Annotated in this window: 13 protein-coding genes; 10 read left to right on the plus strand and 3 right to left on the minus strand. The window is 42.5% G+C overall.

Features of this window, described 5'->3' with window-relative positions:
- The first annotated feature begins 1 nt into the window (after position 1).
- The 6 genes from KA713_20980 (at position 2) to ftsZ (ending at position 7974) form a co-directional block, all read left to right on the plus strand.
- Positions 2 to 1195, plus strand: a complete 1194-nt coding sequence (locus tag KA713_20980) for an FtsW/RodA/SpoVE family cell cycle protein (GenBank protein ID UXE66872.1) — start codon at positions 2 to 4, stop codon at positions 1193 to 1195.
- Positions 1196 to 1321: 126 nt separating this feature from the next.
- Positions 1322 to 2479 carry an undecaprenyldiphospho-muramoylpentapeptide beta-N-acetylglucosaminyltransferase gene (gene murG, locus KA713_20985; protein UXE66873.1) on the plus strand — a complete coding sequence of 386 codons (1158 nt, stop codon included), beginning with the start codon at positions 1322 to 1324 and terminating at the stop codon, positions 2477 to 2479.
- Complete coding sequence (locus KA713_20990) at positions 2457 to 3845, plus strand: UDP-N-acetylmuramate--L-alanine ligase (protein UXE66874.1); 1389 nt, start codon at positions 2457 to 2459, stop codon at positions 3843 to 3845. The genes murG and KA713_20990 overlap by 23 nt, the downstream gene beginning before the upstream one ends.
- A gap of 99 nt (positions 3846 to 3944) precedes the next feature.
- Positions 3945 to 4706: a cell division protein FtsQ gene (locus tag KA713_20995; GenBank protein ID UXE66875.1), complete on the plus strand. Its 762-nt coding sequence runs from the start codon at positions 3945 to 3947 to the stop codon at positions 4704 to 4706.
- A gap of 165 nt (positions 4707 to 4871) precedes the next feature.
- Entirely contained in the window at positions 4872 to 6188 is a 1317-nt protein-coding gene (gene ftsA, locus KA713_21000) for a cell division protein FtsA (GenBank protein ID UXE66876.1), read from the plus strand.
- A gap of 160 nt (positions 6189 to 6348) precedes the next feature.
- Positions 6349 to 7974, plus strand: coding sequence for a cell division protein FtsZ (gene ftsZ, locus KA713_21005; protein ID UXE66877.1), 1626 nt, complete (start codon positions 6349 to 6351; stop codon positions 7972 to 7974).
- Positions 7975 to 8342: 368 nt separating this feature from the next.
- Here ftsZ and KA713_21010 read toward each other — a convergent pair whose 3' ends face one another.
- A complete protein-coding gene (locus KA713_21010) occupies positions 8343 to 9059 on the minus strand; it encodes an outer membrane beta-barrel protein (GenBank protein ID UXE66878.1) in 717 nt (238 codons plus the stop codon).
- A gap of 113 nt (positions 9060 to 9172) precedes the next feature.
- Here KA713_21010 and KA713_21015 point away from each other — a divergent pair, with 113 nt between their 5' ends.
- On the plus strand, positions 9173 to 10801 hold the full coding sequence (locus KA713_21015; protein ID UXE66879.1) for a D-alanyl-D-alanine carboxypeptidase family protein: 1629 nt from the start codon (positions 9173 to 9175) through the stop codon (positions 10799 to 10801).
- Positions 10802 to 11191: 390 nt separating this feature from the next.
- Positions 11192 to 11332: a hypothetical protein gene (locus tag KA713_21020; GenBank protein UXE66880.1), complete on the plus strand. Its 141-nt coding sequence runs from the start codon at positions 11192 to 11194 to the stop codon at positions 11330 to 11332.
- Between the two features lie 118 nt (positions 11333 to 11450).
- On the opposite strand, the gene KA713_21025 is transcribed toward KA713_21020, so the two are convergent.
- Positions 11451 to 12725 (minus strand): DEAD/DEAH box helicase, encoded by a 1275-nt coding sequence (locus KA713_21025; protein ID UXE66881.1) that lies wholly within the window; start codon positions 12723 to 12725, stop codon positions 11451 to 11453.
- Between the two features lie 168 nt (positions 12726 to 12893).
- Positions 12894 to 13622 (minus strand): OmpA family protein, encoded by a 729-nt coding sequence (locus KA713_21030; GenBank protein ID UXE66882.1) that lies wholly within the window; start codon positions 13620 to 13622, stop codon positions 12894 to 12896.
- 216 nt (positions 13623 to 13838) lie between these two features.
- Here KA713_21030 and KA713_21035 point away from each other — a divergent pair, with 216 nt between their 5' ends.
- Both KA713_21035 and KA713_21040 read left to right on the plus strand, forming a co-directional pair.
- On the plus strand, positions 13839 to 14381 hold the full coding sequence (locus tag KA713_21035) for a hypothetical protein (protein ID UXE66883.1): 543 nt from the start codon (positions 13839 to 13841) through the stop codon (positions 14379 to 14381).
- A gap of 150 nt (positions 14382 to 14531) precedes the next feature.
- Positions 14532 to 15440: a hypothetical protein gene (locus KA713_21040; protein UXE66884.1), complete on the plus strand. Its 909-nt coding sequence runs from the start codon at positions 14532 to 14534 to the stop codon at positions 15438 to 15440.
- Positions 15441 to 15450 lie beyond the last annotated feature (10 nt).

Raw genomic sequence — 15450 nt, forward strand, 5'->3', positions numbered from 1 at the left:
TATGAAACTAAGTAGCATTAAAGAATGGGCCGATAAAAACCTGCAAGGTGACAAAGTCATTTGGGCAGTAGTGTTTGCATTATCACTTATTAGCATTCTTGTAGTTTACAGTTCTATTGGTACTCTAGCTTACAAACGCACTGCGAGTACGGAGTCCTATTTGTTGAAACATACCTTCATGGTATTGTTAGGCCTTGGTGCAATGTGGTTAGCTCACAAGATTGATTATCGTTACTATTCAAAAATCTCTCGGTTAGCATTGTGGGTCAGTGTACCTCTGTTGTTGTACACGTTTAAATATGGTACTACTCTTAACGAAGCGGCAAGGTGGATTACGCTCCCCATCATCAACACTTCATTCCAGCCTTCCGATTTTGCGAGCTTGGCACTGATTATTAATCTCGCTAGTATGCTTTCAAAGAAGCAGCAAAATATAGATGATATCAAAGATACCCTTATTCCTATTCTTATTTGGTGTGGTGTAATCTGCGCTTTAATCGGTTTGACGAACGTATCGACAGCGGTTTTGCTTTTTGCCACTTGCATGCTTATAATGTTTATCGGGCGAGTTTCAGTAAAGTATCTCGCGATGCTTGTGCTTGTTGGCATACTGGCGGGAGCCGCAGCAATTCACTTTGGAAACAGATGGGAAACAGTGAAGAAGCGCTGGGAAGCTTTTGTTACTAGTAATTATTCGTTTCAGGCAACTCATGGATTCATTGCAATAGCTACTGGTGAAGTATTTGGCAAAGGCCCTGGCAACAGCGAACAACGAAACATCCTTCCGCACCCGTACTCTGATTTTGTGTATGCCATTGTAATTGAAGAGTACGGAATGATTGGAGGCATTGTGGTGTTGGTTTTGTATTTGATTTTACTCCATCGCGGCATGAAGGCAGCATACAACAGTGAGCGCGCATTTGGCGGGTTGCTGTCGGCCGGGTTGAGTTTTGATTTAGTCTGCCAAGCGATGGTGAACATGGGCGTGGTGGTAGGCCTTGGGCCTATCACCGGCCAACCATTGCCGTTGATAAGTATGGGTGGTACTGCCATGGTGTTTACTGGCCTGTCGGTAGGAATTATTTTAAGTGTGAGTCGCGGTGAGCAAGAACAAAACTGGGGACAAGCAACCACAGAAAAATCTTCAGAAAAGGAAGAGTCAAGTGATAGGAATTTGGAAATGAAGCCAGCTTAAGAATTTGAAAATGAGTCAATTTGAAAATTTGAAAATTGAAGTTCTGATGAAAAGCCTGAGGCTTGCGGCATGTAGCGTGCGGCCTTTTATTAAGAGAGCAGAAATATTTATTAAGTGATAAGCTAGTTGACACCAACAAAACCATATCGATTAATCATTAGCGGAGGCGGCACAGGCGGTCACATTTTTCCTGCGTTGGCTATTGCCAATGAATTTAAAGAGCGCCATCCCAATGCTGAGATATTATTTGTAGGTGCGCAAGGTAAAATGGAAATGACAAAAGTTCCGGAGGCGGGCTACAAAATAATTGGGCTTTGGATAAGTGGTATTCAACGCAGGCTTACGCTTTCGAATTTGTCGTTCCCTTTCAAATTGATTTCGAGTTACATCAAGGCAGGAAATATTGTCAAGAAGTTTCAGCCTGATGCGGTGATCGGTACAGGCGGATATGCAAGCGGCCCTGTTATGTTGGCTGCTACAAAAAATAATATCCCATCCCTAATACAGGAACAAAATTCGTATGCGGGATTGACCAACAAACAATTGAGCGATAAAGTGGCGAAGGTTTGTGTAGCGTATGCGGGAATGGAAAATTATTTCCCGAAGAAAAAAATTGTATTCACGGGAAATCCTGTTCGCAAAGACATCTTTCGATTGGAAGAAAAGAGAGAACGAGCTTTGAGCCATTTTGCTTTCAGTTCGTCAGAGCGCACACTGTTGATTATTGGGGGAAGTTTAGGTGCGCGCACCATCAACGAAAGTATTTTAGCGGGCATTGATAAGTTAATTGATGCGCGTGTGCAGGTGATTTGGCAAACCGGAAAAATTTATTTTGATAACATCAAACAACAAATTGAAACGAAAGACCTACGAAGAATTCGTGTGTTTGACTTTTTAAAGCAAATGGATTTTGCTTACGCTGCCGCGGATGTGGTGGTTGCGAGAGCAGGTGCGCTGTCAATTTCGGAATTGTGCTTGGCGAAGAAACCGTGCATTCTCGTGCCATCGCCTAACGTGGCCGAAGACCATCAAACAAAAAACGCGATGGCCTTGGTGAACGAACAGGCGGCCGTGTTGGTAAAAGATGTTGACGCAAGCAAACTATTGGTGAGTGAAGCATTGAAGCTTGTGTATGACGAAAGCCGTTGTGAAAAACTTTCTAAAAACATTTCACCCATGGGCAAGCCAAATGCAACGAAGGATATAGTGGATGAAATTGAGAAGATGTTAGGTATTCGAAATGAAGAGAACAAAGTAAACCATGCGATTGGAGCAATACGATAGCGTTTATTTTTTGGGCATTGGCGGCATTGGCATGAGTGCGATTGCGCGCTGGTTCAAGCACAAGGGTTTGCGCGTGGCCGGCTACGACCGCACGCCTACACCGCTTACGCATGAGTTGATTGAGGAGGGAATGGAAATTCATTTTGATGATAAAGTGGAGTTGATGCCAGGTTATATCAGCAAGGAAAAAACATTGGTGGTGTTTACGCCAGCGATTCCAAAGAATCACGTAGAGCACGCTTATTTGAAAGAACAAGGCTACATAATTTTGAAACGAAGCGAGGTGCTCGGCTTGCTCACAAAAAATTATAAAACGATTGCCGTTGCCGGAACGCATGGTAAAACCACCACCTCTTCATTGATTGCACACATCCTAAAAACCGCGAAAGTAAACATGGTTGGATTCTTAGGTGGCATTACTACCAACTACGAATCGAATTTGGTGATGGAAGGCGAAGTGAATAAAGATACGTGGGTAGTGGTAGAAGCAGACGAGTTTGACCGCTCCTTCTTGCGATTGTTTCCGCAGATAGCTGTGGTGACCTCTGCCGATGCTGACCACTTGGATATTTATGGTGATCACGCGAGTATGCTTACTTCGTTCAAAGATTTTATCAAACAGATTAACGCAGGTGGCAATTTAGTGATTCATGAGTCGGTGGCTTCGTTGGCCAATGGTGTGAACATTGTAAAAGAAACGTATGGCATGAGCCGGGGACAGTTTTTTGCCGGCAATATTACTTCGAGCAATCGAGGATTTTTTGAATTCGATTTTCACGGCTATGCTGCGAAGATGGAGAAAATTCAGCTCGGTGTCCCTGGTTTTCATAACATGGAGAATGCGATGGCGGCCATCATCGTATCCAAGAAATTGGGTATAGAAGATAAAATTATTCGAGAGGCGCTATTATCGTTTAAAGGTGTGAAGCGCAGATTTGAGTACATCATCAAACAAAACAATTTGGTGTACATCGATGATTATGCGCATCACCCCACGGAGATCGAAGCATTTCTAAAATCGTTAAAGTCGATGTATGCTGGTAAAAAAGTGACAGTTGTTTTTCAACCTCACTTGTTTACGCGAACGCGCGATTTTGCTGAAGGATTTTCGAAGAGCCTTAGTTTGGCCGATGAAGTATTGTTGATGGACATTTACCCGGCACGAGAGGAGCCGATACCGGGAGTAACATCAGACATGTTGCTTAAAGACATTACCAGCAATGTAAAAGTGAGGTGCGGAAAAAGTGATGTGATGCAAAAACTGGAAGACATGGAAGTGGAAGTGCTGGCAACCGTAGGGGCGGGAGACATTGATACGTTTGTGAAGCCGATTAAGGAGATGTTGCTTAAGAAATTAGCCAATTAATTGATTTGAAAATTTGAAAATTAAAAACAGACTATAATTAAACAGTTCTTAGTCTTGCACTAAAGAAGAAGTTAAACCCGAAAATAAGTAAAGTAAGGAATGGGGTCAAAATTCAACATACGAAAAGAGATAAAGATAGGCATGGTGCTAGTGGGTCTTTCCTTTTTGATTGCGTTTGCAGAACGTAAGCAGGGAGGGTCTGTATGCAAGAATATTTCGGTAGAGATTAATAACCTGAACGAAAATCACTTTTTGGATGAAGCCGATGTATTGCAATTGGTAGAAGGAAGTGGCGAGACGATTAAAGGTATTGGCATCGACCGCATCAATCTAAAGCAGATTGAAAAGAAGTTGAAATACGACAAACATATTTTGGATGCTGAATTGTTTGGCGACCTGAAGGGAAATTTGATTGTGAACGTTGAGTTGCGCAGACCGATTGCCCGCATAGTGCAAAAAGATGCACCTGATGCCTACATCGCGAAGGATGGTGTAATCATGCCCGTGTCGGAAAAATATACTTCACGCGTGGTATTGATAAGTGGTTATGTGAAGCCATTGTTGGAAAGTGAAGATTTGAACAAGACCGAAGAGGGAAAGCAATTGATGGAAATGATTGAATACGTAAACGCAGATAGATTTTGGAGTGCACAAGTTGCGCAGTTGGACATTGAGCGTGATGGTAAGATTAACATTTTTCCCCAAGTAACAGGTCAACGGGTAGAGTTTGGCCGAGCCGAGAACATTGAAACGAAGTTTAAGAAATTGATGATTTTTTATAAAGAAATTTTGCCCATACGCGGCTGGACGAAATACGAGCGGGTGAATTTAGAATACGAAGGGCAAGTAATTGCAGAGTAATTTGAAAATGAGTCGATTTGAAAATTTGAAAATAAAATCGAGGCACGAACTAAATGAGGACACTGAACAGCTTATGGCTTGAGGCATGCGGCTTGTAGCCATAATAGAAAGAACAGAATTAGAAGTTAAAGAAATAAATCAATAGATAAACTAACAATAAAGAAAATGGAAAACGATAAAATAGTAGTAGGCCTTGACATTGGTACCACAAAAATTTGTGCCATCGTGGGTCGTCAAAATGAGTTCGGAAAATTGGAAGTGCTAGGCATGGGCAAAGCCGAATCAGAAGGCGTTATAAAAGGGATTGTCACCAATATCGACAAAACCGTTTTCGCCATTGAGAAGGCGGTGAAAGAAGCCAGCGAAATGAGCGGCATCGACATTGGTGTTGTCAATGTGGGTATTGCGGGCCAGCATATTCGTAGCTCTATTCATCACGGCAGCATTACGCGCTCCTCAAATGATGACGAGGTGAGCATTGAAGATGTGAACCGGTTGACCGAAGACATGTATCGCATCGTCATTCCACCCGGCAGTGAAATCATTCACGTGATGCCACAAGACTATACCGTGGATTACGAAGAAGGAATCAAAGACCCCGTGGGCATGAGCGGTGTGAAGTTGGAAGCGGATTTCCATATTATTACGGCACAGACCAGCGCCATCAACAACATTAACAAATGTGTTCGCAGAGCAGGGTTGGAAATTCAAGATTTGATTTTGGAACCACTGGCATCGAGCATTGCGGTGTTGAGCGAAGATGAAAAAGAAGCAGGTGTTTGCTTAATAGACATTGGTGGAGGAACAACTGACATTGCAATTTTTCATGATAGCATCATTCGCCACACGGCTGTAATTCCTTTCGGTGGAAATATTTTGACCACTGATATTCAACATGGGTTGATGGTGATGGCGAAACAAGCCGAGCAGTTGAAAACACGGTTCGGTAAGGCAATTGCTGAAGAGGCAAGCCCAAATGAAATCGTTTCAATTCCCGGAATCAGAAATAGAACGGCCAAAGAGATTTCGGTGAAGAACTTGGCGAGCATCATTCAAGCAAGAATGGAAGAAGTGATTGAGATGGCACACGCTGAAATCATCAGTTCTGGATATGAGAACAGATTGGCGGGTGGCATTGTGATTACAGGAGGTGGCTCTCAGTTGAATTCGTTAAAACAATTGGTAGAATACATGACGGGCATGGATGCGCGCATTGGCTACCCGAATGAACACTTGGGCAAGAGTAAATTGGAAGTGGTGAAAAGCCCGATGTATGCAACGTCTGTTGGCTTGGTGTTGTCAGGATTCCGTTCGTTGGATGAGCGCGAAGACCGCTATAAAGAAGCGAAGGCAGAAAGCAAAAGCAATCAGAAAACGGTGAAAGTGAAGAAAGTAAATCCAGCTTCTGATTTCTTCTCAAACATTTTGAACAAGACGAAGGGATTGTTGATTGATGATTTGGGGGACAAAAATGAGTACTGATTTGAAAATGAGACGATTTGAAAATTTGAAAATGAAAAGAGCCTCAAGCAATATACCAGCTTCAAACTGTTTTGAAAAGCTGAACAGCTTGCAGCCTGTGGCCAACGATAATGAACAATAACAATTATTAAAAGAGAACAACCACTAAAACACCATAGTCATGTTTGAACCAGTAACAGGATATAAATTTGACCTCCCCAAACACCACAAGTCCATTATCAAAGTGATTGGCGTTGGCGGTGGAGGTAGCAACGCGGTGAACCACATGTACAAACAAGGCATTAAAGATGTTGAGTTTGTGGTGGCGAACACAGATTTACAAGCGCTGAACGGCAGCCCCGTGCCGTATAAACTTCAGTTGGGCGTAACACTCACCGAAGGTTTGGGATGCGGTGCGAACCCCGAAGTGGGACGAGCAGCAGCGATTGAAAGCAAAGAACAAATTCGCGAGCTACTGGCCGGAACCAAAATGGTTTTTGTAACGGCCGGTATGGGAGGTGGCACGGGCACAGGCGCGGCACCAGTGATTGCCAAGATTGCGAAAGATATGGACATCCTCACGGTGGGGATTGTGACAGTACCCTTTTCGTTTGAAGGCAAGAAAAAATTGGCGCAAGCAGAGTTGGGCATTGAAGCGTTTCGTGCGAGCTGCGATACGGTGCTGGTGATATTGAATGACAAGTTGCGCGAGATTTATGGAAATCTTTCCATCGGCCAAGCATTTGGTGAAGCGGATAATGTGTTGACCACTGCGGCCAAAGGCATTGCCGAGATTATCACCTTGGCCGGGTATGTGAACGTTGACTTTCAAGATGTGCGCACGGTAATGTTGGGTGCGGGTGCAGCCGTGATGGGCACTGCAGAAACACGTGGCGATACACGCGCGATGAAAGCTGCACAACAAGCATTGGCTTCGCCTTTGTTGGATAACCACGACATCATGGGCTCGAAGAAAATTCTGCTTTCGATTATTTCAGGTGAAGAAGCGGAGTTGCAGATGGACGAGTTGACTACCATTACGGAATACATTCAAGGGCAAGCAGGCGATGATGCCGAAGTGATTTTCGGTCATGGCGTGGATGCTGCCTTAGGCGACCGCATTCGTGTGACGGTGATTGCCACTGGTTTTGCCAATGAAAGAAAGGCTGCAAAAAAAGAAGAAAAGAAAGTGCATGAGTTAGACCGCTCACAGATTTCATTGTTTGGCTCGGTTGATAATTCGGTGAACCAGCGCACGGCCGATTTAGAATTGAAAGTAAAATCAGACAATACTACGCAAGAAGTGAAGCCGGTGGAGATGCCGAAAGAAAGCACTCCTCCGCCAATTAAACCAGGTTTGCCCGTTCTTGAAAAAGAACGAGAAAAGCCCATTGAGCCTATAACAGAGCGCTCGTATGTTTTTGATTTGTTTGATAAAACAGAAAACGTAAAAGAAGAAGACGATGGTGAAGAAAGTTTGTTTGCCGATGACGATGACTTTAAAGTAGGGAAAGAAATTTCGGCCGACCAAGTAATCAATGAAGAGGGTTTGATGGAAGTGCGCAAAACTCGCGAGCGCTTAGAACAGCAAGCAAGGGAGCGGAGAGAAAGATTGAAATCCAATCGCAAGCAAGAGATGACGAAGGAAGAGTTCAACGACAAGTGGACACTGCCTGCGTACTTGCGCAGAGGTGTGAAGATGGATAACGTGCCTCATTCTTCTGAACCATTTATTTCGCGCTATAATTTAAATGACGATAACAACTTGTTGGGCAACAATAAATTTTTGCATGACAATGTGGATTGACCTCACTCCCGTCCCCTCTCCGGAAGAGAGGGGAGGAGTTGGTGAGGAGATTAGTTTTCGATTTGCCATTTGAAAACGTCAAATGGTTTTAAACATGCCTCGAGTAAAGAAATAGCTCCGTCCCCCTCTCCTTTTGGAGAGGGATTAGGGGTGAGGTCATGGCATATCCGGCACGACTGGTTTTTACTCCATTCGTAGTGGTTGTTGGTGGTAAATATTTTTTGCCGGTGCCGGAGTGCCTTCTTAAGACCAGACTTTTGGAATAGCTGTTGGTAATTTTTTGCAGCGTTCTGGTCTGTTGGATTTTTTAGTATGAAAAAGCCCCGTCTACGCGGGGCTTTTTTTGTTGCTAAGAAAATATGCTAGTGCTATTTGGTAATGTAATATTTAAGGCCCAAAGACAGATTGTTAAAGCTGGGCTGTAGCGTTAAGTTTGAGCTTGAATTAGATTGCTCTCCGAGTACTTCTGAATATCCAAGTAAACCAATGCTAAGATCAATGCCCCATTTTTCGTGTGGAAAAAAGATAATTCCAGGATTCAATCCTACACCCCAAGTATTTTGCTTTTCGTTAAGTTTTGTGTTAGAAAAAGTTTGAGATGTTATTGAACCATTCGAAGCAACTTCCGTAATCGTTGAGTTGTTTGTTTGTTCTCTGCTGCCAAATCCGTAAAAGCCATTGAACTCCGCGAAAAATACAAAGCTCTGCGAAATAATTTTGTGTATTCTATAATATGGTTTTACGATGAATTGGCCTCTAGCGTTTGTATTGTCGTACGAGTATAGTGTTGCTGGTTGACCAATCAGAATTGGGCTTGAATTTCTGGATTTTGAGATTTGATCGAAACGATCGTAGCCAATCCCAATTCCAAGGGAAGACGTTTCAGTGACAAAATACCCAATACTTGGTAGAAATGACCAGAATGTATTCGAGTTATTGAAAGTTTGACCTATTGATGATTGGTCTTGGCTATAACGACTGTATCCGAGCGTCCCGCCAAATTGCATGTTCCCTTTTTTGATTTGACCATATGCTCCTGGCAAGGCGAGTATAATCAGACAGCCGATCAATGAGATTTTTTTCATACTGTTTTTTTTAATGGTAGTAGCAAAAGATAGACCAAAGATTAATTTCAATTGGTTGCAAATGGTGTTAATCCTAAATTTTAAAACCCCTATCTTTATCCAAACAAATTTCTATGAACAAAAAGGTGCTTTACTTCACTATCCCTGTTATTTTGTTGGCAGGTATTTATTTTCTTGGCCCTGCTCCATCCAAACCTAAGTGGGATTTAGCTGTACCAATGGTTCCACAAGATCCAATTGCTCTTGAGAACTATGTAGCGACACAAGAAAGTAAACACGAGATAAAACGCGATAATAAGGCACGTATTGTGTGGGCGGACAGTTCTAAAAAGAAAACGGAGTACAGCGTAGTTTACTTGCACGGATTTTCGGCCAGCCAAGAAGAGGGAGACCCGGTGCATATCAATTTTGCGAAGAAGTTTAACTGCAATTTGTATCTGGCTCGCCTTGCCGACCATGGGGTTGACACCACAGAGCAACTTTTGTATTTCACTCCCGACCGGTGGTGGCAAAGCAGTAAAGAAGCATTGGCCATCGGGAAAGCTCTTGGAGAGAAAGTAATTGTGATGAGTACGTCTACAGGAGGAACCATGGCTTTGATATTGGCTGCCGAGTATCCACAAGATGTTTATGCGTTGATAAACATGTCCCCCAATATTCAAATATTTCATCCGCTTGCTTGGCTATCGAATAATCCTTGGGGATTGCAATTGGCGCGGCAAGTTGTGGGTGGTAATTACAATTTATCGAAACCGATACCAGGGGTGGATATGAAATTGCAAAATCAATATTGGAATGATCGATATCGATTAGAGGCGGTAGGTCAGATGCAAGAAATGCTGGAGGATAAAATGACGGAGCATACGTTCAAAAAAATAAAATCACCTTCTTTGTCACTCTACTATTATAAAAACGAAGCTGAACAAGACTCAACTGTGAAGGTTAGTGCCATTTTAAAAATGAATGAGCAACTCGGCACACCTGATTCGTTGAAAGAAGCGATAGCCATACCGGAAGCGGGGACGCATGTAATTGGTTCGTATATCCGATCGAAAGACATTTTTTCAGTCGAAAGAGCTGCGGAAAATTTTGCTGTGGAAAAGTTGGGGATGAAAATTAATTATGGATTGAACCCAATAAAAATAGATGCTTACAAAAATAGTTTGAAAGCAAATCCAGAAAATGAGTTGATTGACTTAGAGAAATTCATACCGAATGTTGTGTTGGACGTTCGCTATGCCACCACTAATAATTTCACCAAAGAGAAAATTTATGATCTACCAAAAGCATACGCGCGCAAACCCGTGGCAGGGGCGTTGAAAAAAGCACAAGAAGAATTCAATAAACTTGGCTACGGCATCAAGGTGTACGATGGCTATCGACCTTATTCGGCCACAGTAAAATTTTATGAAGTGATGAAAGGCGACACCATGTATGTTGCCAGTCCCTACAAAGGCTCGAAGCACAATAGAGGATGCGCATTGGATATCACCTTGGTGGATTTAAAGTCAAAACAAGAATTGAAAATGCCCACTCCATGGGACACAGCCGCCAAAGAAAGCTGGGCCGATGCACCTGTAAGCGACCCAACGATTGCCAAAAATCGGGAGACACTGATTTCAATTATGGAGAAAAATGGATTTAAAGTGTACACGGCCGAGTGGTGGCATTTTGATTTTGTGGGCTGGCAGAAGTATGATGTAATGGATATTGAGTTTGAGGAGATAAGCAAAGTAGAATGATTCTAATTCGCAATTTATTAAGGGTTAAATATCTCTTTGGATTATTCAAAATTTTTGGCGCGATTTATCTTTTTGTAATTAATTGGAAGTTGTTTTTCAGATTTATTAGTAAGTTGAATGAAGACGACTCCGCAACAAACTTAGGTAACTCGCTTTCTTTTTTTCTACTGTTGCTCTATTGTTTCTATTAATTTTACAGTGGTTTGATTGACTTAGGTAAGGTTAGCATCATTGATAAGAAGTTTGTTTGGGCTGGGATATTGATAGGAGGCTTAATTGCTGTTGCATTGTTTTCGTTTGAATCACTTTACTATACAATCTTCGGTTTAATTTTTTTATTAATCTCGTTAATTGAATTAGGAAGACTAGTTAAAAAGAAGAGGTAACTTTATGATGTTGTCTCAAGCCCAATCCCAAGTCGAGAAATGGATAAAGACCCATGGCTTACGCTACTTCAATCAACTTACCAACATGGCGATCCTCACTAAAGAAGTAGGCTTAGCTGTTGCCCAAACAGGCCCAGTATTGTGAATGTCTTATCCAGCTTGATTTCCTGTTGGGGTCAATACAATCAGAAATTTTGAAGCACGTCCCACCTTAACTTGTCTCCAATCTTGGTTACGGGTAAATATCATCGATCCGTCTACCACTACGTATACCTCTTCTGCCTCCCCCAACTATTTCCTGATCTGGTAGATTTACTTGAAGATTGATTAGCGGAAGATTTGTTTCCTCCCGACCGCCTTTGATGCGGTGCGTTGGATTTCTCTTTTGATTCAACGTGCATCACGGTCATCGGGTATTTGTGATTCTCTACAACGGGAATGGGTTTACCGATCAATTTTTGAATGTCCTTCAAAAACTCTTTTTCTTCAAAGTCGCAAAACGAAATGGAGTTGCCGCTAGCGCCCGCACGGCCTGTGCGCCCAATTCGGTGGACGTACGTTTCGGGAATGTTGGGGATTTCGTAGTTGATAACAGTCGATAAGTTATCAATATCAATGCCACGGGCTGCAATATCAGTAGCTACTAATACACGGGTCTTTTGCAATTTAAAATTGCTCAGCGCTCGCTGCCGTGCGTTTTGCGACTTGTTACCGTGAATGGCCTCTGTAAAAATCCCAACTTTGTTTAAGTCCATCGCCACGCGGTCGGCTCCGTGCTTGGTGCGGGTAAACACCAAAGCCGTTTCGATGGATTTGTCTTTCAATAAATCAACCAACAAGTTTTTCTTGTTTTTCTTGTCCACAAAATAAAGCGATTGCTGTATGGTGTTGGCGGTAGATGAAACAGGAGTAACCTCCACACGCGCTGGGTTTGTTAAAATTGAATTGGCCAGTGAAGAAATCTCTTTTGGCATGGTGGCCGAGAAGAAAAGGGTTTGCCTCTTCACGGGCAGTTTGGCAATAACTTTTTTTACATCATGAATGAAGCCCATATCCAACATTCGATCGGCTTCGTCCAGCACAAAAATCTTGATGTGGTCTAACTTCACGTAACGCTGGTTCATTAAATCAAGCAATCGCCCAGGCGTTGCTATCAGAATATTCACGCCCGCCCGCAAAGCATCGGTTTGTGATTTTTGCGATACACCACCAAAGATGACGGTGTGCTTTAATTTCAAATGACGTCCGTAAGCTGAAAAACTTTCGCCAATTTGTATGGCCAACTCGCGCGTAGGGGTGAGGATCAACGAGCTAATGCCTACACTAGCTTTATACAATTCATCTTGATGCAGCAATTGCAAAATGGGTATAGCAAAGGCTGCTGTTTTGCCTGTGCCGGTTTGTGCGCAGCCGAGCAAATCTTTGCGCTCCAATACTATCGGAATAGCCTTTTCTTGAATGGGTGTAGGGGTGGTGTAGCCTTCTGTTTTTAGCGCCCGAAGGATAGGCTCAATAAGATTTAATTTTTCAAATGACATGTTAATGGTTTGAGATGAGAGAGACGAATTATTTGTTTAACGCCTCTTTGATTATCCTGCCTGACAGGCAGGCGCAATGCTAAAAAGCATTATTTAGGGGAATTATGAGGACTGATGTGCAAAGATAGCTAAATAAAGGTGAAGGCTTGCAAAAATTTACAAACCGCCTTATCGGATCATCACGATTTCTACGCGCCTATTTTTTTTGCGACCTTCTTCAGTGTCGTTGGTTGTCAACGGCCGCGTGCTGCCATGGCCTTCAAAACTAATGCGGTCTTCCTCAATGGCATGATCGATCAGATAAATAGCCACGGCTTCGGCACGATCGCGCGATAGCGTAAGATTATATCGTTCGTTTCCACTTTTATCGGTATGCCCGCTGATGCGGATGATGATTTTTTTGTTTTGATTTAAAATCTCGATCAGCGAATCAAGCCCGGCTGTGTGTTGCTCGTTTAGTCGATAGCTATTGAAATCAAAAAGAACATCATCCAAAATAAATACTTCTTCCTTTTTGGGTGATGCGTCAACGCTTGCCGCGCTTTCTGGTTTTTTGAAATCAGTATTTACTTTGGCGATGGGTGCAGGCTTGAAAAGTGTATCGAGCGGTTTGGTTTGCCAGGGCTTTCTTCTTTTTTGTTCGCGGGTGCGGTTGTCTTTCCAACCTTTGAACCTTCGGTTTTGCTGGTAGGTGCGCCACCCTATAAAAGCGCGGCATTTCTTTTTGAAACAAATTACTTTTGAGAACACTGAGTGTTTCGGTGCGCCCTTTCGGTTCAGCAAAATTCGGTTTTCTTCCGACAGATGAGAGACCAAAATAGGCGTGGGGTGCTTTGGCTTCTCTTGCGAAAAACCAATCTTTGGTAATAGGAGCAAAAGCAATAGAATCACTCTCATCGCAAGCATACTGTGTACTGCGCAGTTTGGCCTACAATGCGGTGATGAAAGGTGTTGGTACATAAGACATGCGATGAACAATGTAGCCTAGATGATTAGCATACCTAGTAACGCTGGCAAAAGTTAGTTCTTATTTTTAGGCCTCGTTGTAGTTCATTATATAAAAGAGAAATCATAAAATTTTCACTTTTGGTGATATTGTTTACATTTGAACTAGTGAAAAAAGTATTGACCCTGTTTTTGCTTGCCCTTTTCCTCCTCAACGTGGTAGGTTACTACGGTGTTTTGGTTGGATTGCGATCTTCGGTAACTGAAAAATGGCGACAATCAGTAGACCGGGATGCAACGGGTGCTCAATTAATATTCAAGATTCCGTTGGCCATTCCCTATGCCGTAGATGCGACCGAATACTCCTCAGTAGACGGAGAATTTGAACATCAGGGTGAGGTGTTTCGATTGGTGAAGCAAAAACTTACACATGATACCTTGTACATTGTTTGTGTTAAAGACAATGCTTCTAAAAAAATCAACCAAGCGCTGGCAGATTATGTAAAAACCTTTTCGGATAAACCGTTTAATGCCAAACAAAACAGCAAAAGCATACAACCCATTAGCAAAGATTTTTTCTCTACTACCACTATCCTTAAAACAGATCAGTCCGGCTTCGATGTAGCCATTCACGGCCATGAGGCTTTCAGTTCGTTTTACTCTTACCATTTTCAGGCTTTCATTAATCAGCCTCCCGAACATCTTTCTTAGTTTTCAGGCGGTTGGTTTTACGAATGCGCCTTTCCCTAATCAGGTAGTAATCTGATTATATTCTTTTGCTTGCTTTAGGTTTGATAAAACCTATTGGAGCAATTCAAATATTTCAAAATTAACTCATTTTCAAATTTTCACATTGAACCGATGAATCGATTTTTACTAGTACTATTTTTTTGTGCTGCGCACTTAGCGTATGCACAAACACTGGACGATGGCTTAATGATGCCCAAGAAAGATTTCTGTACAGGCATCTTGGTTACTCATAGTCAGTGGAACAACTATTGGGAAGGCACGCTCAAGCGCGACAACCAAAACGTAGGCACATTGAGTACAACTAACATTACTTGGTTGGGTAATTATGGGGTAAATGATAAACTAAATGTAATTGCGATGCTACCGTATGTTGCCACCAAGGCAAGTCAAGGAACGATGTCAGGCATGCAAGGCATTCAAGACCTGACCATTGGCGGTAAATATCAAGTAGCAAAAAAAGAAGTGGGTACCAACACTTTGTCTGTTTTTGGTGTAGGCGTTTTCTCAACGCCACTTACCAATTACACCCCTGATAACTTGCCCATGTCCATCGGACTACACAGCACCACGCTTTCAGGAAGAGCCATTTTTAACTTTGCCACGAAGCAAGGTTGGTATGCTAATTTTTCACCTGCGTATGTATATCGCACAAATGTAACGTTAGACCGCAACGCCTATTTTACCGATGGCGTTCAATACTACACCAACGAGGTGCGTATGTTCGACCAATTCAACTACAATGTGAATTTCGGTTTTATTAAAAATGGATTGCAAACAGAAATTAATTTTTATCAGCAAGATACGTTGGGCGGTGGCGACATCCGCAGACAGGATGTACCGTTTGTAAGCAACCGAATGAACTTTTCTACCATCGGGGTTTTAGTGATGTATTATCTGCCAAAACCAAAAAACCTTGCGGTACGATTTGCTTCTACTTACACAATGGATGGCCGCAATGTGGGGCAAACATTTTCTGTGATGGGCGGATTGCTGTACACCATTCACTTTTCTAAAAAATAAAAGATATTCG

This window comes from Chryseotalea sp. WA131a, from assembly GCA_025370075.1.
Lineage (GTDB): Bacteria > Bacteroidota > Bacteroidia > Cytophagales > Cyclobacteriaceae > ELB16-189.

Coding starts and splice junctions, on each gene's coding strand:
- KA713_21010 (UXE66878.1), bottom strand. CDS start 9,059: ATGAAAAAAATCTCATTGATCGGCTGTCTGATTATACTCGCCTTGCCA.
- KA713_21030 (UXE66882.1), bottom strand. CDS start 13,622: ATGAGAGTGATTCTATTGCTTTTGCTCCTATTACCAAAGATTGGTTTT.
- KA713_21020 (UXE66880.1), top strand. CDS start 11,192: ATGATGTTGTCTCAAGCCCAATCCCAAGTCGAGAAATGGATAAAGACC.
- KA713_21015 (UXE66879.1), top strand. CDS start 9,173: ATGAACAAAAAGGTGCTTTACTTCACTATCCCTGTTATTTTGTTGGCA.
- ftsZ (UXE66877.1), top strand. CDS start 6,349: ATGTTTGAACCAGTAACAGGATATAAATTTGACCTCCCCAAACACCAC.
- KA713_21040 (UXE66884.1), top strand. CDS start 14,532: ATGAATCGATTTTTACTAGTACTATTTTTTTGTGCTGCGCACTTAGCG.
- KA713_21025 (UXE66881.1), bottom strand. CDS start 12,725: ATGTCATTTGAAAAATTAAATCTTATTGAGCCTATCCTTCGGGCGCTA.
- KA713_20980 (UXE66872.1), top strand. CDS start 2: ATGAAACTAAGTAGCATTAAAGAATGGGCCGATAAAAACCTGCAAGGT.
- KA713_20990 (UXE66874.1), top strand. CDS start 2,457: ATGCGATTGGAGCAATACGATAGCGTTTATTTTTTGGGCATTGGCGGC.
- ftsA (UXE66876.1), top strand. CDS start 4,872: ATGGAAAACGATAAAATAGTAGTAGGCCTTGACATTGGTACCACAAAA.
- KA713_20995 (UXE66875.1), top strand. CDS start 3,945: ATGGGGTCAAAATTCAACATACGAAAAGAGATAAAGATAGGCATGGTG.